Source organism: Bradyrhizobium sp. 14AA (assembly GCF_054185205.1).
Map to the genome: position 1 here is coordinate 85,713 of NZ_JAVAYM010000010.1, position 25,524 is coordinate 111,236.

Below are 25,524 nucleotides of genomic sequence, written 5' to 3' on the forward strand. Positions count from 1 at the left end.
ATGCCTTGCGGGCTTACGTTCCGGAGCAACATGTCGCAAGAGATTTTCGCATGAAATCAGCGTTTCTTCCCGACCGGGGCGTGGTCAAGGTCGCGGGCGAGGATGCGCGCAACTTCCTCAACGGCCTCATCACGACCGACGTCGACAGGCTCAAGCCGGGCCTGGGGCGATTCGGCGCGCTGCTGACGCCGCAAGGCAAGATCATCGTGGATTTCCTGATCACGGAAGCGCCTGCCGGCCATGGCGGCGGGTTCCTGATCGACTGCCCGAAAGCGCTGGCCGAGGGTCTCGCCACCAAGCTGAAATTCTACAAGCTGCGCGCCAAGGTCACCGTGGAAAACCTGTCCGACGATCTCGGCGTGCTCGCGGCTTGGGACGGCCAGCCTGCGGCGCAGCCGGATCTCGCCTTCGCCGATCCGCGCCATGGCGAGCTCGGCACTCGCATCCTGATCCCCGAAGATCTCAAGCAGAAGCTCTCCGACCTGATCGGCGCCGAGCTGGTCGATGCGGCGGATTACGAAGCCCACCGCATCGCGCTCGGCGTGCCGCGCGGCGGGCTCGATTTCATGTACAGCGATGCGTTCCCGCACGAGACCAACATGGACCGCCTCGCCGGCGTCGATTTCGACAAGGGCTGCTATGTCGGCCAGGAGGTCGTCTCGCGCATGCAGCATCGCGGCACCGCGCGCACCCGCAGCGTCAAGGTGCTGCTCGATGATCTCTCGCCTGAGCTCGGCGTCAGCATTCTCGCCGGCGACAAGCCGGTCGGCACGATGGGCTCGTCGGCGCAGGGCAAGGGCATCGCGCTGGTGCGCATCGACCGCGTCGCGGACGCGCTCGATGCCGGCCAGCCGCTCACCGCCGGCGGCCTCGCTGTGAGGCTGGCCGAGCCTGACGTCGTTCGCATCCCCTTGAAGCAGCCCACCGCATGAGCCGAGCCCCTCGCCTGCATCCCGACGGAAAGACCCGCTGCCCCTGGCCCGGCGAAGATCCGCTCTATGTCGCCTATCACGACACCGAATGGGGCGTGCCCGAGTATGACGACCGCGCGCTGTACGAAAAGCTGATCCTCGACGGCTTTCAGGCCGGCCTGTCCTGGATCACGATCCTGCGCAAGCGCGACAATTTCCGCAAAGCCTTCGACGATTTCCAGCCGGAGAAAATCGCGCGCTACAGCGACAAGAAGGTGCATGCGCTGATGAACGATGCCGGCATCGTGCGCAACCGCGCCAAGATCGACGGCGCGATCCTGAGCGCGAAGTCGTATCTCGACATCATGGAAAAGGGCCCGGGCTTCTCGAAGCTGCTGTGGGACTTCATGGACGGACGGCCCAAGGTCAACCATTTCAAGACCACCGCGAGCGTGCCGGCCTCGACGCCGCTGTCGGTGCAGGTCTCCAAGGAGCTGTCCTCGCGCGGCTTCAAATTCGTCGGCCCGACCATCGTCTATGCCTTCATGCAGGCGACCGGCATGGTCAACGACCATCTGGTCGACTGCCACTGTCACGCGAGCTGCGGCAAGACGCAGCGCAAGCCGCGCCTCAAGGCCAAATGACGGCCAGGAAGACTTCACGCGACGCAGAGTCCCGCGCCTGGCAGCGCATGCTGTCGGGCCGGCGCCTCGACCTGCTCGATCCCTCTCCGCTCGACGTCGAGATCGCCGACATCGCGCATGGCCTGGCGCGCGTCGCGCGCTGGAACGGCCAGACCACCGGCGCACACATTTTCTCCGTCGCGCAGCACACGCTGCTGGTGGAGACCGTGCTGCGGCACGAGATGCCGCGCGTCGACCAGCGCATGCGGCTCGCAGCCCTGCTGCACGACGCACCCGAATATGTGATCGGCGACATGATCTCGCCGTTCAAGGCCGTGCTCGCCGGCAATTACAAGGCGGTCGAGAAGCGCCTGCTCGGCGCCATCCACATCCGCTTCGGCCTGCCGCCGGTGCTGCCCGATGAGATCACGCAGGCCATCAAGGCGGCTGATCGCGGTGCGGCCTATCTGGAGGCGACCGAGCTCGCCGGCTTTGGCGAGAGCGAGGCGCGGCGCCTGTTCGGCAAGGACCCCGGCCTGTCGGACAGCGTCCGGCGCGACTACCTTACGCCGTGGACGGCGGCGCGGGCGGAGAAACAGTTCCTGGAGCGGTTCGGCGCGGTGTTTGCGTAAGTCCCATCCCTTCGTATGGTGGGCAAAGCGAAGCGTGCCCACCATACTGGGCGCGATGCGCGCAGTTGCGAAACGGTGGGCACGGCGCGATGCGCCTTTGCCCACCCTACGAGCGCTCGCTATAATCAGTGGCAAAAAGGTCCGCCATGATCCACGTCTGTTCCCTCGCTGCCCTTCCCGAAACCGTCCGCCTCACCAAGGCCAGCCATGTGCTGACCGTGATGGCCAATGTCGAGCAGGTGGCGCGGCCGGTGTCCGTGCTGCCGGCCAACCATCTCAAGGTGTCGATGGACGACATCACCGAGGAGATGGACGGCTTCGTCGCCCCCTCCGAGGCGCACATCGACCAGGTGCTGAACTTCGTGCGCGGCTGGGATCGCAGCGCGCCGCTGGTGGTGCATTGCTACGCCGGCATCAGCCGCTCCACCGCGAGCGCGTTCGCGGCGGTGTGCGCGCTCAACCCGGATCGCGACGAGATCGAGATCGCGCAGAAGATTCGCGCGGCCTCGCCGATCGCCTCGCCGAACCGCCGCATCGTCGGCCTCGCCGACCGCGCGCTGGGACGCAACGGCCGCATGCTGCGCGCGCTCGACGAGATGGGCCCGGGCGCGATGATGGTCGAGGGCCGCCCGTTCGTGATCGAGCTCGAATGACAGCTGCGATTTCAGCCGCATGAGCGACAAGCTGCTGACGCCGATCGAGATCGGCCTGACCGCGGCGATCGTCGCGATCGAGGACCACGAGCCGCTGATCCTCACCGCGCGCGGCAGTGACGGGCTCGGCGGCCTGCCGTTCGGTCCGTTCGATGCGCCGAGCCATCGCACCTTCGAGATCGGCCTGCGCGCCTGGGTCGAAGCGCAGACGGGCCTGCGGCTCGGCTATGTCGAGCAGCTCTACACCTTTGGCGATCGCGGCCGTCACGCGGAAGCCGGCGACACCGGCGCACACATGGTGTCGATCGGCTATCTCGCACTGACGCGGGCCGTGGACGGCGAGCTCGCAGCGACCGGCGCGAGCTTCGAGCCGTGGTATCGCTTCCTGCCCTGGGAGGACTGGCGCGAGCAGCCGCCGGCGATCATCGCGGGCGACATCATCCCGGCGCTGACCAAATGGGCCGAGGAGGAAACGCCGGAGACGATTCGCGCATTGCCGCGCAGGGATCGCGTGCGGTTCTATTTCGGCCTCGACGGCGCGCCCTGGGACGAGGAGCGCGTGCTCGACCGCTACGAATTGCTCTACGAAGCCGGGCTGATCGAGGAGGCGCGCCGCGACGGCCGCCCTGCGGCATTAGCGCGCAAGACGCTTCCGGCGCTCGGTACCTCGATGCGGTTCGACCACCGCCGGATTCTCGCTACGGCGATCGCGCGGCTGCGCGCAAAACTGAAGTATCGTCCTGTTGTGTTTGAACTTTTGCCCGCCGAGTTCACACTTACCGAATTGCAGCATACGGTGGAGGCGATCTCCGGCCGGCACCTGCACAAGCAGAATTTCCGCCGTCTGGTCGAAACCGAAGCCCTGGTCGAACCGACCGGCGTGATGTCGACACAGACGGGCGGACGGCCGGCGGCGCTCTACCGCTTCCGCCGCGACGTGCTCCAGGAGCGGCCCGCGCCGGGCTTGCGCGTTCGCTCCCGGCGCTAGATCCTAGATTTGCGCAACCGGCCCCTGCCCGCCGGTTGCCTGGAGGCTTCATGTTCGACGGCCCGTTTGACGTCTTTGCGCTGATCATTGCGATCATCGCCTTCCTGATCGCGATCAAGGCCTCCAGCCAGGCGACCGAGCTGCGCCGCAGGCTGAACGCGCTCGAAGAGAAGTATTACGCGCAGCGGCCGGTGCAACCGCCGCCGCTGATGCCCGCGCAGGTCGCGACTGAGGCGCCCGCGACGGTTGCGGCCGCCGAGCCGCCGCCGCTTGCGCCCGAAGCTGAGCCGGCGCCGCCTCCGCTCGTCACCGAAGAGATTTCGCCGCCCCCGCTCGAAGCGAGTACGGGCGCCGACGCGCCGCCTCCGCCTCCGCCGCCGGTGCCCGCGCCCACGCCCGCGCCCGGCTTCGAGGAACAGCTCGGCACGCGCTGGGTGGTGTGGATCGGCGGTCTTGCGCTGGCCCTCGGCGGCTTCTTCATGGTGCGCTATTCGATCGAGGCCGGCCTCGTCGGCCCCGGCGTGCGCGTGTTCCTCGGCGGCCTGTTCGCAGCTGCGCTGCTGGGCGCCGGCGAATGGACGCGGCGCAAGGAGAGCATCTCCGCCATCGAGGCGCTGCCGATCGCCAACATCCCCGCGATCCTCACCGCGGCCGGCACGGCGGTGGCGTTCGCGACCATCTATGCGGCCTACGCGCTCTACGGCTTCCTGGTGCCCGCGACCGCCTTCGTGCTGCTCGGCATCGTTGCGATGGGCACGCTGGCCGCCGCGCTGCTGCACGGACCTGCGCTCGCCGGCCTCGGCGTGGTCGGCGCCTTCGCGACGCCGATCCTGGTCTCCAGCGGCAAGCCGGATTATTGGGCGCTCTACATCTATCTCGCCATCGTCACCGCCGCGAGCTTTGGCCTCGCCCGCATCCGGCTGTGGCGCTGGCTTGCGGTGACCACCATCGCTTTCGCCGTGCTGTGGATTTTCCCGGGTCTCGATACCGAACAGGTGCAAGTCGCGCCGCACGCCTTCCATGCCATCGCGGGCTTCGTGCTCGCTGCCCTCCTCGTCGTCTGCGGCTTCATGTTCGGCCCGACCATCGAGGACGGGGAGATCGAGCCGGTCTCGTCCAGCTCACTCGGCGCCTATCTGTTCGGTGCCATGCTGATCGTGCTGTCGAGCGCGCATGCCGATCTGGCGCTGATCGCCTTCACGCTTCTCGTCGGTGCGACGCTGTTCGTCGCCTGGCGGGCACCGGCGGCGACCGGCGCGCTCGGCGCGGCCGCAGCGACCGTCTTCATCGTCTTCGCCGAATGGGCGGTGCGTGCCAATCCTGATATGCTGGTGCTGCCGGGCGGCCCGATCTCCGGCATCGGACCGACCGCCATCGACAGCTCGGTGACGCTGCATCTGGTGACGGCCGCGATCTTCGCCGCAGGCTTCGGCGTCGCTGGCTTCCTCGCCCAGGGCCGCTCGAACTCGGCGATCATCCCGGTGGTGTGGTCTGCGACATCAGTCGCGACACCGATCGCGATCCTCGTTGCGCTCTACGCGCGCATCGCCCATCTCGACCGCTCGATCCCGTTCGCGATCCTCGCCGTCCTGCTCGCCGCCGCCTTCGGCGCCGCGACCGAAGCGCTGGCGCGCCGCGAAGATCGACCAGGGCTAGCCACCTCCGTCGCGCTGTTCGCCACCGGCACGCTCGGTGCGCTGGCGCTCGCGCTGACCTTTGCACTGGAGAAGGGCTGGCTCACCATCGCGCTGGCACTGATGTCGCTCGGCACCGCCTGGATTTCGTTGCAGCGGCCGATTCCGGTGCTGCGCCGGCTCGCGGCGATCTTCGCCGCGATCGTCACCGCACGCATCGTCTACGATCCGCGCATCGTCGGCGATGCCGTCGGAAGCACGCCGATCTTCAATTGGCTGCTGTGGGGCTACGGCTTGCCGGCGGCCTCGTTCTGGGGCGCAAGCATCTTTCTGCGCCGCCGCGCCGACGATGCACCGTTGCGCGTCGTCGAGGCCGCTGCGATCCTGTTCACCGCGCTGCTCGCCTTCATGGAGGTCCGCCACTTTGCGACCGGCGGTGACATGATCTCACCACCGTCGCTGCTGGAATGTGCGCTGCAGGCCTGCATCGCATTCGCCATGGCGATCGGGCTGGAGCGCTTGCGGCTGCGCAGCCGCAGCATCGTGCACAATGTCGGCGCGATCGTGCTCACGGCGATCGGCGGCCTCATCAGCATTTTCGGCCTGCTGATCCTGGAGAATCCGCTGATCTGGCGCATCGACGTCGGCGGCGCGGTGTTCAACCTGCTGCTGCTCGGCTATGCGCTGCCGGCGGTGCTGATGCTGCTGCTGTCCTACGCGGTCGTCGGCGAACGCGGAAAGATCTACGCCAACACCATCGCCGGCGGCGCGCTGGTGTTCGCGCTTGCTTATGTCACGCTGGAGATCCGCCGTTTCTATCACGGCCCGATCCTCTCGACCGGCCCGACGACGGGCGCGGAGCAGTACACCTATTCGATCGGCTGGCTCGCCTTTGGCGTGGTGCTGCTCGGCGTCGGCATTCTCGTCAACTCGGAGCGCGCGCGGCTGGCCTCGGCCGCCGTGATCGCGCTGACGATTCTGAAGGCCTTCGTGATCGACATGTCGACGCTGACGGGCGTCTATCGCGCGCTGTCGTTCATGTGCCTCGGCGTCGTGCTGGTCGCGATCGGCTGGCTCTACCAGCGCATCCTGTTCCGGCGGCAGGTCGCACCGCCGCCGGCCCCGCAGACGGGTACGTAGCTCTAGGCGAGGTGCACTCCCTCTCCCGCTTGCGGGAGAGGGTCGGGGAGAGGGTGCTTCCGCAATGGGACACAATCCCCAAGAGGAGAAAGCCCTCACCCGGCGCCATAGCCGATGCGAAGCATCGGCGTTTTACAGAACGGCGGCCAAAGGCCGCCTATGCCGACCTCTCCCGCAAGCGGGAGAGGTGAACGAGCCGCAGCGATCGATTCAACCTAGAGCCATTCCGCTCTAGGCCGCGCGGACCGACTCCAGGAACTGCGCGACCTCCACCTTGAGGCGCGTGCTGTCGGTCGCGAGCGATTTCGCCGCCGACAGCACCTCGGTCGAGGCCTCGCCGGTCTCGATCGCACCGCGCTGCACGTCGGTGATGTTCGACGAGACCTCCTGCGTGCCGACCGAGGCCTGCTGCACGTTGCGCGAGATCTCCTGCGTCGCGGCGCCCTGCTCCTCGACGGCCGCGGCGATCGCCGCGGACACCTCGGACAGCCGCTCGATGGTGCCGCCGATCTCCTGGATGGCGCTGACGGATTCCTGCGTTGCGGCCTGAATGCCCGACACCTGCGCCCCGATCTCGCCCGTCGCCTTCGCGGTCTGCTCGGCCAGCGCCTTGACCTCGGACGCGACGACGGCGAAGCCGCGGCCGGCTTCGCCCGCGCGCGCGGCCTCGATCGTTGCATTCAGCGCGAGCAAATTGGTCTGGCCGGCGATGGTGTTGATGAGCTCGACGACGTCGCCGATGCGCGAGGCCGCCTGCGACAGCGCGTTGACCCGTTCGTTGGTCCGCCCCGCCTGCTCGACCGCTTCCGCGGCCATCCGCGCCGAATCCTGCACGCGGCGGCTGATCTCGGTGATGGAGGACGACAGCTCCTCCGAGGCGGAGGCGACCGCCTGGACGTTGGTGGAGGCTTCCTCGGATGCCGCCGCAACGACGGTTGCGAGCTCCTGGCCGCGCTGCGCGGTGCTGGTGAGCGTCGTCGCGGATGCCTCGAGCTCGGTCGAAGCCGCAGAGACGGTGCCGACGACTTCGCCGATCATGGCCTCGAACTTGCGGGTGATGGCATCGACGCGGCGGCCGCGTTCGATCTTGGCCTCGGCATCGGCCGCAGCGGCCTCATCGGCAGCCTTCTTGGCGATCAGCGCTTGCTTGAAGATCTGGAGCGCATCCGCCATCGAGCCGATCTCGGTCCTCTCGCCGCGATGCGGCACCTCGGCCGAGAGGTCGCCCTCGCCGAGCGACTGCATCGGACGAATGATCGAGGCAATACCGCGCGAGACGTCGCGCACGAGATAATAGGCGGCGCCGATCGCGATCACGACCGAGAGCACGATGATGCCGACCAGCACGCGGAAGATCATGGCGTAGCTGTCGGCCGCCTGCCTCGTCTCCAGCTCTGCGCCGCGGTTGTTGAGCTCGATGCCCTTCTGGAGCAAGGGATCGGCCGCCTGCGCCATCTTCGCGACCTTGGTCTGCAACAGCTCATTGGCGTCAGCCGGGAAGCGGCCGACGCTCTTGCGCGACAGCGCCATTACGTCCTGCACACCATTCAGGTACTCGGCCCAAGCCTTGGTCCATTGCTCGTAGAGCGAGCGCTCTTCGGCAACAGTGATCAGCGGTTCGTAGACCTTGCGGGTCTTCTCGATGCGCTCGCGCAGCGAGGCGAGGCGCTTCTCGGCGGCATCCTTGCCCTCGACGGTGTCCTGCATGAGGTGCAGGCGGAGCGCGACGCGCAGCTCGTTGATGTCGGCGCGGAGCGAGCCGAGCGCGCGCACGCTCGGCAGCCAGCTTTCGGCGATCTCGACCGTGTGGGCATTGATGTTCTGCATGGTGCCGATCGCCGTCACGCCGACGCCGGCGAGTGACAGGACGAGGACCGACAACACGGCCAGAAGCTTGAAGACGATCGACAACTTCGACATCACGACAAATCCCGATGATACCCAGCAACGCGCAAATCACCCGCCGCCATCGCCGCGACGGGCGAAACGGAGGTCAGTTCAACAGTGCTGGCTGGTTCTTATCCCGTGAGATTGCGCCCATAGTCGCAAACAGGCGTTAACAGGAACCTACGTAAAACTACGGGGCCGCCCCGGCGATCGTTATTTTCTCCGCAACCATCTGTTGCAGCTGCACTGATGTCTCGCGTCGCCCGCGCTTGACGCATTGCAACATCCGACCGGACGTCGCTACGCCGCGCGCACCGACTCCAGGAAGCGCGCGACCTCGCTCTTCAGCCGATTGCCTTCCTGCGACAGCGACTGCGCGGCCGAATGCACCTGCGCCGAGGCAGCGCCGGTCTCGCCGGCACCGCGCTGGACGTCGGCGATATTGGCCGAAACCTCGGAGGTGCCTTGCGCGGCGTGCTGGATGTTGCGGGATATCTCCTGCGTCGCGGCACCCTGCTCCTCCACCGCCGCGGCGATGGTCGACGAGATCTCCGACATCCGCGCGATGGTGTCGCCGATTTCCTTGATCGCGCCGACGGAATCTTCCGTCGCGGTCTGGATCGCGCCGATGTGCTGGCTGATCTCGCCCGTGGCTTTCGCGGTCTGCTCGGCCAGCGCCTTCACTTCGGTCGCGACCACCGCAAAGCCCTTGCCGGCTTCGCCCGCGCGCGCCGCCTCGATCGTCGCGTTCAGCGCCAGGAGGTTGGTCTGGGCGGCAATGGTGTTGATCAGCTCGACCACGTCACCGATGCGGCTCGCCGCCTTCGTCAGTTCGGCAACGCGTGCGTTGGTGCGCTGGGCCTGTTCGACCGCGACGTCGGCGACGCGCGCCGATTCCTGCACCTGGCGGCTGATCTCGGAAATCGAGCTCGTCATCTCCTCGCTCGCCGAGGACACCGACTGCACGTTCGCGGACGCCTCCTCCGACGCCGCAGCCACGGCGCTGGCCAGCCCGTTGCCGCGCTCGGCGGCCTGCGTCAGCGTGTTGGAGGACGCCTCGAGCTCGGTTGCCGCCGACGACACGGTCTCGATGATCTCGCCGACCGCGCCTTCGAACGTGTCGGCGAGCCGCTGCATGTCGGCCTTGCGCAGTTCGCGCCCGCGTGCATCGGCTTCGACCTGTTCGACACGCAGCTGCTCGGCTTCCACCATGTTGGTCCTGAACACCTCGACGGCGCCGGCCATCTCGCCGATCTCGTCCCTGCGTCCGATGCCGGGAACGGAAATCGAGAGCTCGCCGCGCGCAAGCCGCGTCATCGCACCGACCATGGCGGCAAGTGCCTTCGAGATCGAGCGTCCCAGAAGGAAGCCGACCGCGGCGAGCACGACGACAGTGACACCGAAGGCAACGGCCATCCACAGACGCACGGCATCGCGCGTTGCTGCCTCTGCGGCGTCGGCCTGCTTGTACATCGCATCGACGGCGGCCCGCACCTCGACCATCACAGGCTCGATTTCGCCGAAGGTCTTCGTCATGCTGGCGTCGTAGGCTGCACTCTGCTGCGCCGTCTCCGCCCACGCTCCGAATTCGGACTGATATTTCTGGACCTTGGCCGTGATGTCGTTCATCACCGCCGTAGGGACTGCAACGACCTCTATCGCCTTGGAGAATTCAACCGCTGCCTTCTTCACCTCGGCAATGTATTTTGGATCGCGCCGCAGCATGAAGTCCTTCTCGTGCCGGCGCATCATCAGCATCCAGGTCGTCGTCCTGGGATCGTCGATCTCCTTCAGCTTGGTCTCGATGTCGTGCACGGCGGCACGGAGCGAGCCGGACAGGCCGAGCGTCTCGTTCAGCCCGAGCCTGGTCTCGGCCGCCACCTGTGCGGCGAAGTCCGACGTGTATCGCCTGAAGCCGTCTTGGGCCTGCTTCATCTTGTCCGACAGCGCATTCATGCCCCCGGCCGCCGTCAGTCGCTGCACCTCGTCGAAATCGCGATTGATCGGCCCGATCAGCTCGGCATGCGCCTTGGCGAAGCTTTCGTTCCGCCGCTGCTGGAAGTTCTTCTCGTTGCGGCGCGCTTCCAGCATCTCGATCGACAGCTGCTTGTTGAGATCGGCGATCGTCCGGGCGCGGTTGGCAGCGGCGCGAGAACCGTCCTGCGAGAGGCTGCCGACCTCGTAGATCCCACCGAAGCCAACGAGACCCAGTAGTCCGAACAATCCGATCGCCATGACCTTATGGGTGAGGCGAATGGAAATGCCGCTCATGAATGTGCTCCGACGACTGAGACGCAATACGCGAAGGGCGACTCAGCGCCCGGAATATTGCGGGCATCATGACTGCATCGCTTTTCCGGAAGGTTAACCCTGCGTGCATCGGTCGCAGCGCCGGACTACGAGCGCGCGCAACCGCCGCGCCTTCACGCGCGACGGTTGCAGATCAAGATCTGTCGAAGAGCGCGGCCGTCAGGCCGCGCGCACGGTCCCGAGGAACTTGCCGACCTCGAGCTTGAGACGGTTGCTGTCACCCGACAGCATCTGCGCTGCGGACAGTACCTGGGAGGACGCCGAGCCGGTCTCGCTGGCGCCGCGCTGCACGTCGGTGATGTTGGACGACACCTGATGGGTGCCCTCCGCGGCCTGCTGCACGTTGCGGGCAATCTCCTGCGTCGCGGCGCCCTGCTCTTCCACGGCAGCCGCGATGGTCGAGGAGATCTCCGACAGCTTCTCGATGGTGTCGCTGATGTCCCTGATGGCGCCGACCGAATGCTCGGTGGCGGACTGGATGCTGGCGATCTGCTGGCCGATCTCGCCGGTCGCCTTTGCGGTCTGCTCGGCGAGCGCCTTGACCTCCGAGGCGACGACGGCAAAGCCGCGGCCGGCCTCGCCGGCCCGCGCGGCCTCGATCGTGGCGTTGAGCGCGAGAAGGTTGGTCTGGCCGGCGATGGTGTTGATCAGTTCGACCACGTCGCCGATCCGCGTCGCCGCCATCGACAACTCGCCGACGCGCTCGGTGGTGACGCGCGCCTGGCCGACCGCCTCGTTCGCGACACGCGAGGACTGCTGCACCTGGCGGCTGATCTCGGTGATCGAGGATGACAGCTCCTCGGTCGCCGAGGCCACCGACTGGACGTTGGTGGACGCCTCTTCGGAGGCGGCGGCAACCATGATGGTGAGCTCCTGGCCGCGCTCCGCGGTCGATGTGAGCGTCGATGCCGAGGCTTCCAGCTCGGTCGCGGCCGAGGATACTGTATCGACGATCTCGCCGATCGCAGCTTCGAAACCATCGGCAAGCTTTCGCATCTCGGCCTTTCGTTGCTCGGCTGCCGCCTGGTCCTGCCTGACCTTCGCTTCGGCTTCTTCGCGCGCCTTCTGCTCCGACACGATCTTGAACTTCTCGACGGCCGCAGCGACGCCACCGACTTCGTCCTTGCGGCCGAGCCCGGGCAGGACCACGGAGAAATCGCCGCCGGCGAGCTTGTCCATGGCCAGCGTGAGGAAACGAATCGGCCGTGCGATCGTCAGGAAAGAGACGAGCCAGCTGCCGATGAGAATGAAAACCGTGAACAGGCTGATCATCATGGCAAGACGCTCCGCGGCCGCCATTTCCTGAACAGCTTCGGCGTAGTCCTGCTCCGACTTGTGCTTGGCAAATTCAGCGATCTGGCTTGTGAGCGCATCGAGCTCGGCGGCGATGGGCAACGTCACCTCTCGCGCCAAACGGGCCGCCTCATCGTCGAACTTGGTTGAGCGCACCGCGCCTTCGGCCGAGCCGGCAGAGAAAGCTTCGCGGCGCACCGCGGAGATTTGTTGCGCTCCCTTCGCATAGTCCGTGGCAAGCGTCGTCAGCTTCTCGATGCGCGCGCGATTTTCAGCGGAATGGGACAGTTTCAGCATCGAGTCGGCGATCGCCGCGACCGTCCTTTGCCGCTCGGCCATCGTCTCCGCGGCCTTCTGCAGATCAGGCGCATTGCCCGCAAAACGAATGTCGCGCACGGCAAGCTGCATGCCCCGGACTGCGACCTTCACTTCCACCGCGTCGCGCGCGATTTCCTGCTGCGTCAACACGTTGTGATTCGACTGCCGTATATGCGCGTTACCGAGCATCTGGCTGGCAATCATGGTTCCGACCAGCAGCACCCCGATCACCGAGGCGATCGCCAGCTTGGTCCCGATCTGCAGATTCCGAAAGAGGCTCAACATTGTACGTTTCCTCGGAAACGAGCTGCCAAGTCATTGCCGGCAGCTTGGACGTTGATCGCCCTTACGGAGAACGCTATCGATGAAGAGTTCATGTTCTGGTTAACGTGCACCCTCGCAGAAATACTGATTTTATACGCCAAATGATTGAAGCATAACGAGAAGCACCTCGTCACAGTTGTAAATTTCGCCTTGAGGTCGACGCTAGGAATCTCCACATCCGGCGGCTTCGCCGACGAGGCTGATACGAAAGACAGGCTTCTTGTTCTCGTCGAGCAGCTCCATGCACCACTCGGCATTCGGCTTCAGGCTGCGTGCGATGCCACCGAGCAGATTGGCGCAGACCTCGGTCATCTCGGTCCACGCAGCGGCGCGATCCTCGAACTCATAGGGCTGGTCGGCGGCGCCGGAATACCGGCCGGTGCTGATGCGGAAGAAGTACAGCGACATCGTTGAACCCTTATCTAGGGCCGCACCCCCCCGGCCGTACGCAAACTGGGGCGCGAACAACTACCAACGCATGAATGACGCCGTCCGTATGACTACGGCGCGGCGGCTTCGTGTTCGAGGGAGGTCTTCAACGACAATCCGCACGGATTGTCCGCGCAGGCGACTTACTGCGTCGAGCGGCGCAGCTCCAGCGGGCCCTCGTTCCTGGCGGGCTCCGACCTGACTTCGGACTTCACCGGCTCGAGCCGGCTGCTCTCGACACGCGGCGTCTCGACGCGCGCGGCGACCTCGGTGTTGGTCGGACCGACCGAACCGGTGTGCTCCGACGTGCGCAGAGAACGTGGGCGCGCCACGGCGCGCGCCATCAGCATCTGGTTGCCGCCCTGGTGGTGGAAGTCGCAATAAGCGAAGCCCATGCCCGACACCGAACCGCGGAAGCTGCGATCGTCGGTCTTTTCCAGGTTGAAACAAGGCTCGAACGGAATGCCCTTGATCGAGGCGCAGACGTTCTGGCCGCGGATCTGGAGCGTGTTGCCGGGCAGGCGGAGATGCTTGACCGGGCCTGCGCCCGAGAACTGCACGGCGCCGGCGGCGCCGAGATCGTCGAGGATGCGGCCCGCGCCGCGGGTGCCGTCGAAACAGGTGAAGGCGAACACCTTGCCGGCGACGAAGCGGCGTGCCTCGTCGGCATTCATGCTTCCAGCAATGGCCGGCGCAAACGTCGCCGCAGCCGTGACAGCCCCCAACACAATACGCGCAAGCATGCTCTACTCCGAACCGACCCCCGCAGCGGGCGATGCCTTATCTCTTTACCCGCTGCTTACCATACTAACCATGGCAACATTGGAGCAGCTTGGTTGGTAAAGTCTGAACGCCGTTAGACAATTTTTACCACGATGCGGCCGCGGACCTGGCCGGCCAGGATTTTCGCGCCCCACTCAGAAACTTCGCCGAGAGAAATTTCATGAGTAATTTCAGATAGTTTCGTCCGATCCAGATCGGACGCCAGGCGCTGCCAGGCGGCTTTCCGCGGCTCGATCGGGCACATCACGGAATCGATGCCGAGAAGGCACACCCCGCGCAAAATGAAAGGCGCGACCGAAGACGGCAGGTCCATGCCGGCCGCCAGACCGCAGGCCGCGATCGCCCCGCCGTACTTCGTCATCGACAGCAGGTTGGCGAGCGTGGTCGAGCCGACGCTGTCGATGCCACCCGCCCAGCGCTCCTTTGCAATCGGCTTGGCCGGCGCCGTCAATTCGTTGCGGTCAATGACCTCAGTCGCGCCGATCTCCTTCAGATAGTCCGCCTCCGAGGCGCGGCCGGTCGAGGCGATGACGTGGTAGCCGAGCTTCGACAGCACGGCGGTGGCGACCGAGCCGACGCCGCCGGCGGCACCCGTCACCACCACCGGGCCGCTTTTCGGCGACAGGCCGTGCTTCTCCAGTGCCAGCACCGAGAGCATCGCGGTGAAGCCGGCGGTCCCGATCGCCATGGCATCGCGCGCCGACAGGCCCTGCGGAAGAGCGACCAGCCAGTCGCCCTTCACCCGCGCCTTCTCGGCGTAGGCGCCGAGATGGGTTTCGCCCATGCCCCAGCCGGTGCAGACGACCTTGTCGCCGGCCTTCCACTGCGGATGCGAGGATTGCTCGACCGTGCCGGCGAAATCGATGCCGGCGATCATCGGGAAGCGGCGCACCACCGGCGCCTTGCCTGTCAGCGCGAGACCGTCCTTGTAGTTCAGCGTCGACCATTCCACGCGGACGGTGACGTCACCCTCCATCAGCTCGGCTTCGTCGAACTGCGTGAGCGCGGCGGTGGTGCCTTTGTCCGCCTTGTCGATCCGGATCGCCTTGAATGTGGCCACGGCTGAACTCCCTGACTTGTTTGTCGGGGATGTTTAGCCGATCAGGCAGGCTGCGCAACCGCTCGCTGGACCGGTTTCTCCACGATCGGAAGATTGATCAGCGCGGAGAGCACGCCGAACAGGATCGAGAGCCACCAGATCGGCGTGTAGGAACCGTACTTTTCGAACACGATGCCCCCGAGCCAGACGCCGAGGAAACCGCCGACCTGATGGCTGACGAAGGCAAAGCCATAGAGCGTCGCGAGCCAGCGCGTGCCGAACATCAGCGCGACCAGCGCCGAGGTCGGCGGCACGGTCGACAGCCAGGTCAGGCCGGAGACGGCGCCGAACGCGATCGCCGAGAACGGCGTGATCGGGAACGAGATGAAGGCCAGCGTCGCGAGCGCGCGGGTGAAATAGATGGTCGAGAGGATGTAGCGCTTGGGCAGATAGTTCTGGAGATAGCCGACGCTCAGCGATCCCATGATGTTGAACAGGCCGATGGCCGCAATCACCCAGCCGCCGGTTTGCGTCGAGATGCCGCGATCGACCAGGAACGCCGGCAGATGCACCGTGATGAAGGCGAGCTGGAAGCCGCAGGTGAAGAAACCGAGCACCAGCAGGACATAGGAGCGATGGCCGAACGCTTCGGCGAGCGCTTTCGTAAACGTCTGCTCATCGGCAGGCGCCGCATTTGCCGTGGTTGAGACCGGCGGCGTCGAGAGCGCCAGCGACAGCGGGATGATCAGCAGCATCAGGAAGCCGAACACCGTGAGCGCCTGCTGCCAGCCGAAATTGTCGATCAGTGCCACGCCGATCGGCGCAAACAGGAACTGTCCGAACGAACCCGCCGCCGTGCCGGCACCGAGCGCGAGGCCGCGCTTCTCGGCGGGCAGGAGCTTGCTGAAGGCGGACAGCACCAGATTGAAGGAGCAACCGGCCAGACCGAAGCCGACCATGACGCCCGCACCGAGATTGAGCGACAGCGGCGTCGAGGAATAGCGCATCAGAAGCAGGCCGCCGGCATAGAGCAGGGCGCCGACGCACATCACCCGGAACAGGCCGAAGCGATCGGCGACCGCGCCGGCGAGCGGCTGGCCCAATCCCCACAGCAAATTCTGGAAGGCGATCGCGAGCCCAAACACATCGCGGCCCCAGGCGAATTCGTGGCTCATCGGCTGCACGAAGAAGCCCAGCGCCGAGCGGGGACCGAAGCCGAGCATGCCGATCGCGCAGCCGCAGAGAATGATGATCGCCGGCGTGCGCCAGTTCGAGGAACGCGAGGCCGGACCAAGCTCGCCCACTGATGTCGACATGATGTTCCTCGTCTGTCGTTGGCGGATTCGCAAATGGCGGCCGCAGGTCACGCATTTAATGCATCTGCATGAAAACCCCAAGTCGAAAACAATTGCATTCCAAGAGGAGCTGCCGCGGGAGCATTGCATTTCAAACTGGCCTCGCCGGGCGCGACTTGACGAGAATGTGTGGGGCGGGACCTAGCCGCCGACGACGGAGCATGTTATCTTTGATTTACTCATATTGAGCATATATGCGCTCGATGAACTCCGCTCCGGCCTTCTGGCCGGATTACTTGGGCCTCAAATATACTCGTATTGAGCATAAATAACGTACAAGGGAGGCTCCGATGCCGATTACTGAAATCTACGGTCCCGAGGATCTCGCCAGCCGGCCGCAGGGCCGCATCGAGCCCCCTGCCCGCGCCGCACCCGCGCGCACGGAGCGCGCGCTGCCGATGCCCTCGCTGGAATGGACGAGCGAGGTCGAACGCGCCACCGCGCCGCTCTACGCGCGCGTGAAGCACGTCATCCCCCCGATCGAGTGGCCGCTGATGGCGCCGACGATCAAGGCGATCAACGAGCTGAAGCAGGCCCGCGGCGCGGTGATCCTCGCCCACAACTACCAGGCGCCGGAGATCTTCCACTGCGTTGCCGACATCGGCGGCGATTCGCTCCAGCTCGCCGTCGAAGCCACCAAGGTGAAATCAGGCATCATCGTCCAGTGCGGCGTGCACTTCATGGCGGAGACCTCGAAGCTGCTCAATCCGGACAAGACGGTGCTGATCCCGGATTCGCGCGCCGGCTGCTCGCTCGCCGCCAGCATCACCGGCGCGGATGTCCGCCTGCTCCGCGAAAAATTTCCGGGCGTGCCTGTCGTCGCTTATGTCAACACCTCGGCGGAGGTGAAGGCCGAGGTCGACATCTGCTGCACCTCCTCGAACGCGGTGCAGGTGGTCGAGAGCCTGAACGCGCCGAGCGTGATCTTTCTGCCCGACCGCTATCTCGCAACATATGTGGCCTCGAAGACCGACGTGAAGATCATCGCCTGGAAGGGCGCCTGCGAGGTGCATGAGCGCTTTACGGGCAAGGAGCTGCGCGAGTTTCGCGAGGCCGATCCCTCGGTGCAGATCATCGCGCATCCCGAGTGCCCGCCGGACGTGCTGGCGGAAGCCGACTTCACCGGCTCGACCGCGCACATGATCAACTGGGTGCGCAACAAGCGGCCGCGGCGGCTCGTGATGATCACGGAATGCTCGATGGCCGACAACGTCCGCGCCGAGCTGCCCGACGTGGAGATGCTGCGCCCCTGCAACATCTGTCCGCACATGAAGCGCATCACGCTCGTCAACATTTTGCAGAGCCTGCTGACGCTTGGCGAGGAGGTCACCATCGATCCCGCGCTCGCGGAACGCGCAAGGCGATCGGTCGAGCGGATGATCAATCTGAAGAACTAGCAACACCCACATTGTCGTCCCGGCGAAGGCCGGGACCCATAACCACAGGGAGACGTGGTTGCGAAGAACGACGTTGCCGACCTTCGCAAATCAACTTCCGCCGCGGCGTATGGGTCCCGGCCTTCGCCGGGACGACGGCGGAGTGAACGGAGAGAACCGTGACAAACACTATCCACAACCTCACCCGCAGTACCGACGACGTCATCATCGTCGGCGGCGGACTTGCCGGATTGTTCTGCGCGCTGAAGCTGGCGCCGCGACCGGTGACGCTGATCGCGGCGGCGCCGCTCGGACAAGGCGCATCATCCGCATGGGCGCAAGGCGGCATCGCCGCGGCGGTGGCCGAAGGCGATACGCCGGAAGCGCATGCCGCTGACACGATCGCGGTCGGAGGCGGCCTCGTCGACGAGGCCGTTGCGCTCGGGATCGCACGCGAGGCGGCGCCGCGCGTCCATGACCTTCTCGCCTATGGCGTACCGTTCGACCGCGACCTCGAAGGCAGGCTCGCCGTGGGACGCGAGGCAGCGCATTCGGCGCGGCGCATCGTGCATGTGCGCGGCGACGGCGCGGGTGCCGCGATCATCGCGGCGCTGAGCGAAGCGGTACGCCGCACGCCGTCGATCCGAATCATCGAAGGCCTGGTCGCCGAAGCGCTGCTGACCGAGGACGGCGCCGTCACCGGCCTTCAGCTGCGCGAGGCCGACAATCCCGCCGCACGGCCGATCCTGCTCGCCTCGCGCGCGGTCGTGCTCGCAACGGGCGGCATTGGACATCTCTATGCCGTCACCACCAATCCGCTCGAAGCCTGCGGCTCGGGCCTTGCGATCGCCGCACGCGCGGGCGCAGTCATCGCCGATCCTGAATTCGTGCAGTTCCACCCGACCGCCATCATGGTCGGCCGCGATCCCGCACCGCTCGCCACCGAAGCGCTGCGCGGCGAAGGCGCGATACTGATCAACGGCAACGGCGAGCGTTTCATGATCGCGCGCCATCCGCTCGCCGAGCTCGCGCCGCGCGACATCGTGGCCCGCGGCGTGTTCGCCGAGATCGCGGCCGGTCGCGGCGCTTTCCTCGACGCGCGGCAGGCGCTGGGCGCACACTTCGCCGAAAAATTTCCGACCGTGCATGCGAGCTGCGTGGCCGCCGACATCGATCCCGCGACGCAAGCCATCCCGATCGCGCCGGCCGCGCACTACCACATGGGCGGCATCGCCGTGGACGCGCGAGGCCGCAGCTCAATCGACGGGCTCTGGGCCGGCGGCGAGGTGTCGTCCACCGGCGCGCATGGCGCTAACCGCCTTGCCTCCAATTCGCTGCTGGAAGCGGTGGTCTATGCCGCGCGCATCGCCGACGACATCGCCGGCCGTGCGATCCCCTCGCCTGCCCGCCTCCCGGACGTGCTGGTGACGCCACGCGGCGGCGCATCGTCAGCTGCGGCCGTGAAGCAGTTGCGGGCGACGATGAGCGCACATGTCGGCGTGATCCGCGAGGGCGACGGACTTGCGGAAGCCGTGCGCAGCTTTGCCGCGCTCGAACGCGAAGCCGCGAGCCTCATTGTCCGCAACATGGCGACATCGGCCTTGCTGGTAGCGGCTGCGGCATGGTCTCGGCGCGAAAGCCGCGGCGCGCATTTCCGCTCCGACCATCCGGCTGATGTGCCGGCGCTGGCACAGAGGACGATGACGACCCTCGCCGCCGTGCGCGAGACCGCAGAAAGCCTCGCCGAACGCCCGCAGCCGCGCATTGCGCAACCCATGACCGCCTGACGGAGTCCCCATGATCACCCCGACCTCATTGCTCTATCCCGACGCCTTCCTCTCGCCGCTCGCCATCGACGAAGCCGTGCATCGCGCGCTCGACGAGGACCTCGGCCGCGCCGGTGACATCACCTCGCTCGCGACGATCCCGGAGGCGACGAAAGCGCAGGCCATCCTGGTCGCGCGCCAGTCCGGCGTGATCGCCGGCCTGCCGCTGGCGGTCGCGACCTTGCAAAGGCTCGCGTCCGATATCGACGTGCGCGCCCATGTCCGCGATGCCGCGCGGGTTGCCCGCGGGCAGCACGTGCTGACCATCTCCGGCCCCGCGCGCGCCATTCTTACCGCGGAGCGGACCGCACTGAACTTCGTCGGCCGTCTGTCGGGCGTCGCGTCGCTGACGGCCGACTATGTCGCGCGCACCGAAGGCACCAAGATGCGCATCTGTTGCACGCGAAAAACCACGCCGGGGCTGCGCGCGCTGGAGAAATACGCCGTGCGCTGCGGCGGCGGCTTCAACCACCGCTTCGGCCTCGACGACGCCATCCTGATCAAGGACAACCACATCGCGGTCGCCGGCGGCATCCGCCCCGTGCTGGAGCGCGCACGCAGCCACGCCGGCCATCTCGTCAAGATCGAGATCGAGGTGGATACACTGGCACAGCTGCGCGACGTGCTGAACACCGGGCTCGCCGACGCCGTGCTGCTCGACAATATGGATCTTGCCACGCTGCGTGAGGCCGTCAGGATCAACGAGGGCCGCCTCAAGCTGGAGGCGTCCGGCGGGGTCACCCTGGACTCGATCGGGTCCATCGCGGCGACCGGCGTCGAGTACGCCTCGTCCGGCGCGCTGACGCACTCCGCGCCGAATTTTGATTGTGCGCTGGATATCGAGGCGTGATTGGAACACCAACGCCTCCACTACGCCATGGCCGGGCATAGCCGGCCGAAGGACGGCGTCGCTTTCGCTCGCCTATGTCCCGGCCATCCACGTCTCGCCGCACAGCGCGAAGAACGTGGATGCCCGGGACAAGCCCGGGCATGACGGTCTTTCGTGAAGAACGCTACCGCCGCTCGCTCACACCCATCTCGGCGGAGCTCTTGGCTTCCTGCGCGAGCTCAGCGGAGAGCGCGGCTGTTTGCGCCGGGGTGCCCCAGCTCGGTTCCTCGCTGCCGTCACCCCAGTTGCGCGGGCGATAGAAGGTGTGCACGCCGGTCTTGTACATCTTCTTCATCTCGGCGACCCAGGACGGGCGCACCCAATAGGCGTGGTAGTGCGTGGACTTGCCGACCTCGGGCAGCCAGATCTGGCCGTCGAGCATCGCCTTGGCGATCTTCTTGGCACGCTCCCACATCTCGGGTTCGCGGATCACGTCGGCGTTGTTGTCGCACGCGAAGGTGAACTGGCAGGCGAGATGGCGGTGCTTGTTCTGGTAGACAGCGCCGCACACTGTGTCCGGATATTTGCCGGAGAACACGCGGTTCATCACGACCTGCGCGACGGCCATCTGTCCGCGCACGGCCTCGCCGCGAGACTCGAAGTAGACCGCTTCGGCGAGGCACTTCTCGGATTTCGCGCGCGACTTCTCGTCGAGCGCGAGCCGTTCCGCCGGCGATCTGACGCGCTGGTTGTCGGCGTTGACCTCGCCCTTCGGCGCAACGCTCTCGCCGCTCTCGATATCCTTGGCGATCTCCGCCGTCGGCGGCGTCAGCGAGGCCGTCACCTTCATGTCGGGATCGGGCATCACGATCAGCGGCGCGGCGCCCGGCTGCCAGCTCTCGATGCTCTCGAGATTGCCGCCGAGCGACGAGCTGCCGAAGAACAGGTTCGAGGTCTTCACACGGAAAGGATCGCGCGCCGGCGCGGCCGGAATGGCAGCCTGCTTCAGCGCTTCGAGTGGCTGGACCGCGAGCGAGCGCGCGGCGTCGCTGGCTTGCGGCGGATTGGCATATTGCGGCAACGGCGGCGCACGCAGCGCTTCCTGGAGCTCGGGGTCGAGCGCGGCCGCGGACTCCGGCGACATCGCCTGCGGCGCCGCGGCGGTCTTGGCGCCGAACACCGAGCTGTTCGACGTCGCAGGATCCTGCTGCGCCGGCGCTGCAGCTGGCGCGGACATCTCGGGAGCCTGCGTCGGTGCAACGGTGGCGAGGCGATCACCCTTCATGGAGCGATCGACCTTGGGAAAGTCGGAAGCCTGGTAGCGCGGTGGCGCCTGCAGCGCCGGATTGCGGCCGAGCGCGCCGGTGACATCGCGGCCATCGAGGCTCGCGAGGCGAACCATCGCGCTCTGCGGAACCGACGTGCCAATGGGACGGGAAAAGCTGTAGGTGGCGAGCTGGATCGAGGACGCCGCGGAGAACACCTGCTTCTGCCAACGCTCGGCGACGCCGGGCTGACGTGCCAGCAGAGAAGAAATGTCCTGATAGCCGGTCTCTCTCGGCATCAATGCGAAGATGCAGAGACCGATGCCGAAGGACGCGAACCGCGCGCCCTTCGGATGGTTACGCAACACAGACATCGATACGCTCACGCTACGCTTACGCCAGAAAAATCGAACCGCAGTACATCCGTGCAATTCGATCTTTATCGTGAGTATCTAATTTAGGTTGCCGGGGCGTTAATCGGCGTTGCGCGCGCGGCACACTCAAGCGATTGCAGGTGTTTTCACGGGGTAACCGCACGCGTGGTAAATGCGCGCTGACGTGAAGCGGTAAACATCTGGTCAACGCGAATGGTGAAGGAACTCTTGCGCGCACGTATCATTACGGGACGCGCGACGAGTTCCCGTCGTTGGCGCAATGCTTCCGCATAACCGATGTCATGCCCCGCGAAGGCGGGGCATCCAGTACGCCGCGGCCTCTCGGTTCAATCACTGGCGCTGGCGGAATACTGGATCGCCCGCCCCAGTGCGCAAGTGCGCACAAGGCGGGCGATGACACCTGAACACTTGGCGAGAGTGTCGCCTCAAACGAAAAGAGGCGGAGCTTTGCTCCGCCTCTTTCAACTCAATCTGCGCTTCTACTTACGCCTGGCTCGCGGCCGCCTTGCCGAGCGCTGCCTGCGCCGCTGCGAGACGGGCGATCGGCACGCGATAGGGCGAGCACGACACGTAGTCGAGACCGATATTGTGGCAGAAGGCGACGGAGGCGGGATCGCCGCCGTGCTCGCCGCAGATGCCGACCTTGAGCTTCGCCCGCGTCTTGCGGCCGCGCGCAACGCCGATCTTGACGAGCTCGCCGACGCCTTCCTGGTCGAGCGCAACGAAGGGATCGACTGAAAGGATGCCCTTCGTCACGTACGGGCCGAGGAAGCTCGCCGCGTCGTCGCGGCTGATGCCGTAGGTCGTCTGCGTGAGGTCGTTGGTGCCGAACGAGAAGAACTCGGCACTCTCCGCGATCTCTGCTGCAAGCAGGCAGGCCCGCGGCAGCTCGATCATGGTGCCGACCTGATAGGCGATCTTGGCGTTGGTCTCGCGCATCACCGCCTTCGCGGTGGTGTCGATGCGCGCCTTGACGAGGTCGAGCTCCATCTTGGTCGCGATCAGCGGCACCATCACCTCGAGGCCAACGGCCTTGCCGGTCCGCTTCTCGGCCTCGACCGCCGCCTCGAAGATCGCACGCGCCTGCATCTCGGCGATCTCGGGGTACGCGATCGCGATGCGGCAGCCGCGGAAGCCAAGCATCGGATTGAACTCCGAAAGCTCGCGCGCACGGTCGGCCAGGCGCCGCGGGTCGGTGTTCATGGCGCGCGCCACTTCCTCAACCTCGGCGTGGGTGTGCGGCAGGAACTCGTGCAGCGGCGGATCGAGCAGACGGATCGTGACGGGCAGGCCCTTCATGATCTCGAACAGCTCGACGAAGTCGGCGCGCTGCATCGGCAGCAGCTTTGCGAGCGCGGCGCGGCGGGACTGCTCGTCCTCGGAGAGGATCATCTCGCGCACCGTGCGGATGCGCGTCTCCTCGAAGAACATGTGCTCGGTGCGGCAGAGACCGATGCCTTCCGCGCCGAACTTGATCGCGGTGCGCGCATCCTCGGGCGTGTCGCCATTGACGCGCACGCCGATCTTGCGGACCTGGTCGGCCCAGTTCATCAGCGTGCCGAACTCGCCGGAGAGCTCCGGCTCGATCATCGGCATGCGGCCGGCGAGCACCTGGCCGAGCGAGCCGTCGATGGTGATGACGTCGCCGGTCTTGAAGGTGCGCGAGCCGATGCTCATGGTGCCGCGACCGTAATCGACACGGATGGTGCCGCAGCCGGAGACGCAGGGCTTGCCCATGCCCCGCGCGACCACCGCGGCGTGCGAGGTCATGCCGCCGCGCGTGGTCAGGATGCCTTCGGCGGCGTGCATGCCATGGATGTCTTCCGGGCTGGTCTCGATGCGGACCAGAATGACCTTGCGCCCGTCGGCCTGAAGCTTGGCCGCTTCGTCCGAGGAGAACACGATCTCGCCGGAGGCAGCACCAGGCGAGGCCGGCAGGCCGGTCGCGATCACGTCGCGCTTGGCGTTGGGATCGATGGTCGGATGCAGCAGCTGGTCGAGCGAGGCGGGATCGATCCGCGTCACCGCTTCCTTCTTGGTGATCAGGCCTTCATTGGCGAGCTCGACCGCGATGCGCAGCGCCGCCTTGGCGGTGCGCTTGCCGCCGCGGGTCTGGAGCATCCAGAGCTTGCCGCGCTCGACCGTGAACTCCATGTCCTGCATGTCGCGGTAGTGTTTTTCGAGCTGCGTGTAGATCCGCGTCAGCTCCTTGAAGGCCTCCGGCATCGCCGATTCCATCGAGGCCTTGTCGGAGCCGGATTCCTTGCGCGCATCCTCGGTGATGTCCTGCGGCGTGCGGATGCCCGCCACCACGTCCTCGCCTTGCGCGTTGATCAGGAACTCGCCGTAGAGCTTGCTCTCGCCGGTCGAGGGGTTGCGGGTGAAGGCAACGCCGGTCGCCGAGGTCTCGCCCATGTTGCCGAACACCATGGCCTGCACGTTGACCGCGGTGCCCCAGGATTCCGGAATGTCGTGCAGCTTGCGATAGGTCACCGCGCGCGCGTTCATCCAGGATGAGAACACCGCGCCGATCGCACCCCAGAGCTGGTCGTGCGGGTCCTGCGGGAAATCCTTGCCCGTCTCGCGCGCGACCGCGTCCTTGTACTTGCCGACCAGTTCGACCCAGTCGTCGGCGGTGAGGTCGGTATCGAGCGTGTAGCCCTGGCTGTCCTTGAAGGTGTCGAGGATTTCCTCGAAGTGATGATGCTCGAAGCCGAGCACCACGTCCGAAAACATGGTGATGAAGCGGCGGTAGCTGTCATAGGCAAAGCGGCGGTCGCCCGACAGCTCCGACAGCGCTTCGACGGTCTCGTCGTTGAGGCCGAGGTTGAGCACGGTGTCCATCATGCCCGGCATCGAGGCGCGCGCACCCGAGCGCACGGAGACGAGCAGCGGGTTCTTCGAATCGCCGAACACCTTGCCGGTCAACTTGCCGACATAGTCGAGCGCCTTCTCAACCTGCGACTGCAATTCCTTCGGGTAGGACTTGTCGTGTGCATAGAAGTAGGTGCAGACCGAGGTCGGGATGGTGAAGCCCGGAGGCACCGGCAGGCCGAGATTGGCCATCTCGGCGAGGTTGGCGCCCTTGCCGCCGAGCAGGTCGCGCATCTCCGTCCGGCCCTCGGCCTTGCCGTCGCCGAACGTGAACACCCATTTGCCGGACTTGGCCGCAGCCGGCGCCGCCTTGGCGGGGGCCGCCTTCTTCGCTGCAGGCTTCACGGCGACCTTCGGCGCGGCCGGCTTGGTCACGGCCTTCGCAGCCGGCTTGGCTGCAGCCTTTGCAGCAGCCTTCGCGACCGATTTGGCGACCGGCTTCGGGGCGCTCTTGGCCAGCGCCTTGCGGGCTGGCGGCGCGGCCTTCGCGGCGGCGGAGGACTTTGATTTCGCTGGTATTTTCTTAGGCTTCGAGGCGGCTTTGGCCATAGCTTGCACACAACCTGCGAGAGGAATGGGAAATCGCGGGCCTTACACCATTTTGGACGGGCCCGCGCAAGTCGGACAGTTCCGGAAAATG

The 25,524-nt window shown here is 66.2% G+C and carries 18 protein-coding genes; 9 read left to right on the forward strand and 9 right to left on the reverse strand.

The features are described from left to right. Window positions 1-50 precede the first annotated feature (50 nt). From ygfZ to RAD15_RS19580, 6 genes are all read left to right on the forward strand, one after another. Window positions 51-932: a CAF17-like 4Fe-4S cluster assembly/insertion protein YgfZ gene (gene ygfZ, locus RAD15_RS19555; protein WP_458179762.1), complete on the forward strand. Its 882-nt coding sequence runs from the start codon at window positions 51-53 to the stop codon at window positions 930-932. Beyond that, window positions 929-1,555: a DNA-3-methyladenine glycosylase I gene (locus tag RAD15_RS19560; RefSeq protein ID WP_458179763.1), complete on the forward strand. Its 627-nt coding sequence runs from the start codon at window positions 929-931 to the stop codon at window positions 1,553-1,555. The genes ygfZ and RAD15_RS19560 overlap by 4 nt, the downstream gene beginning before the upstream one ends. Then, window positions 1,552-2,166, forward strand: coding sequence for a YfbR-like 5'-deoxynucleotidase (locus RAD15_RS19565; RefSeq protein ID WP_458179764.1), 615 nt, complete (start codon window positions 1,552-1,554; stop codon window positions 2,164-2,166). The genes RAD15_RS19560 and RAD15_RS19565 overlap by 4 nt, the downstream gene beginning before the upstream one ends. A gap of 146 nt (window positions 2,167-2,312) precedes the next feature. Then, window positions 2,313-2,819, forward strand: a complete 507-nt coding sequence (locus RAD15_RS19570) for a tyrosine phosphatase family protein (protein WP_458179765.1) — start codon at window positions 2,313-2,315, stop codon at window positions 2,817-2,819. 19 nt (window positions 2,820-2,838) lie between these two features. Next, window positions 2,839-3,807, forward strand: coding sequence for an NUDIX hydrolase (locus RAD15_RS19575; RefSeq protein ID WP_458179767.1), 969 nt, complete (start codon window positions 2,839-2,841; stop codon window positions 3,805-3,807). A 50-nt stretch (window positions 3,808-3,857) separates the two neighbouring features. After that, window positions 3,858-6,581 (forward strand): DUF2339 domain-containing protein, encoded by a 2,724-nt coding sequence (locus RAD15_RS19580; protein ID WP_458179769.1) that lies wholly within the window; start codon window positions 3,858-3,860, stop codon window positions 6,579-6,581. A 231-nt stretch (window positions 6,582-6,812) separates the two neighbouring features. On the opposite strand, the gene RAD15_RS19585 is transcribed toward RAD15_RS19580, so the two are convergent. From RAD15_RS19585 to RAD15_RS19615, 7 genes are all read right to left on the reverse strand, one after another. Beyond that, window positions 6,813-8,501, reverse strand: coding sequence for a methyl-accepting chemotaxis protein (locus tag RAD15_RS19585; protein WP_458179770.1), 1,689 nt, complete (start codon window positions 8,499-8,501; stop codon window positions 6,813-6,815). 267 nt (window positions 8,502-8,768) lie between these two features. Then, window positions 8,769-10,739, reverse strand: a complete 1,971-nt coding sequence (locus RAD15_RS19590; protein WP_458179771.1) for a methyl-accepting chemotaxis protein — start codon at window positions 10,737-10,739, stop codon at window positions 8,769-8,771. 198 nt (window positions 10,740-10,937) lie between these two features. Further along, window positions 10,938-12,674, reverse strand: a complete 1,737-nt coding sequence (locus tag RAD15_RS19595; protein ID WP_458179772.1) for a methyl-accepting chemotaxis protein — start codon at window positions 12,672-12,674, stop codon at window positions 10,938-10,940. 201 nt (window positions 12,675-12,875) lie between these two features. Beyond that, entirely contained in the window at window positions 12,876-13,121 is a 246-nt protein-coding gene (locus tag RAD15_RS19600; RefSeq protein WP_458179773.1) for a DUF6894 family protein, read from the reverse strand. 164 nt (window positions 13,122-13,285) lie between these two features. Next, window positions 13,286-13,885 (reverse strand): hypothetical protein, encoded by a 600-nt coding sequence (locus RAD15_RS19605; protein ID WP_458179774.1) that lies wholly within the window; start codon window positions 13,883-13,885, stop codon window positions 13,286-13,288. 113 nt (window positions 13,886-13,998) lie between these two features. Beyond that, window positions 13,999-14,985, reverse strand: a complete 987-nt coding sequence (gene acuI / locus RAD15_RS19610) for an acrylyl-CoA reductase (NADPH) (protein WP_458179776.1) — start codon at window positions 14,983-14,985, stop codon at window positions 13,999-14,001. Between the two features lie 41 nt (window positions 14,986-15,026). Then, window positions 15,027-16,280, reverse strand: coding sequence for an MFS transporter (locus tag RAD15_RS19615; RefSeq protein ID WP_458179777.1), 1,254 nt, complete (start codon window positions 16,278-16,280; stop codon window positions 15,027-15,029). Between the two features lie 329 nt (window positions 16,281-16,609). Here RAD15_RS19615 and nadA point away from each other — a divergent pair, with 329 nt between their 5' ends. The 3 genes from nadA to nadC all read left to right on the forward strand — a co-directional run bounded on the left by nadA (window position 16,610) and on the right by nadC (window position 20,371). Then, the gene (gene nadA / locus RAD15_RS19620; RefSeq protein ID WP_458179778.1) at window positions 16,610-17,716 is read left to right on the forward strand and encodes a quinolinate synthase NadA; all 1,107 of its coding nucleotides are present in this window, start codon (window positions 16,610-16,612) and stop codon (window positions 17,714-17,716) included. A gap of 158 nt (window positions 17,717-17,874) precedes the next feature. Then, the gene (locus RAD15_RS19625; RefSeq protein WP_458179780.1) at window positions 17,875-19,482 is read left to right on the forward strand and encodes an L-aspartate oxidase; all 1,608 of its coding nucleotides are present in this window, start codon (window positions 17,875-17,877) and stop codon (window positions 19,480-19,482) included. Window positions 19,483-19,492: 10 nt separating this feature from the next. Next, window positions 19,493-20,371: a carboxylating nicotinate-nucleotide diphosphorylase gene (nadC, locus tag RAD15_RS19630; RefSeq protein WP_458179781.1), complete on the forward strand. Its 879-nt coding sequence runs from the start codon at window positions 19,493-19,495 to the stop codon at window positions 20,369-20,371. A gap of 163 nt (window positions 20,372-20,534) precedes the next feature. Here nadC and RAD15_RS19635 read toward each other — a convergent pair whose 3' ends face one another. Next, a complete protein-coding gene (locus RAD15_RS19635; protein WP_458179782.1) occupies window positions 20,535-21,989 on the reverse strand; it encodes a cell wall hydrolase in 1,455 nt (484 codons plus the stop codon). A gap of 504 nt (window positions 21,990-22,493) precedes the next feature. Continuing rightward, window positions 22,494-25,433 (reverse strand): pyruvate, phosphate dikinase, encoded by a 2,940-nt coding sequence (gene ppdK, locus RAD15_RS19640; RefSeq protein WP_458179783.1) that lies wholly within the window; start codon window positions 25,431-25,433, stop codon window positions 22,494-22,496. Window positions 25,434-25,524 lie beyond the last annotated feature (91 nt).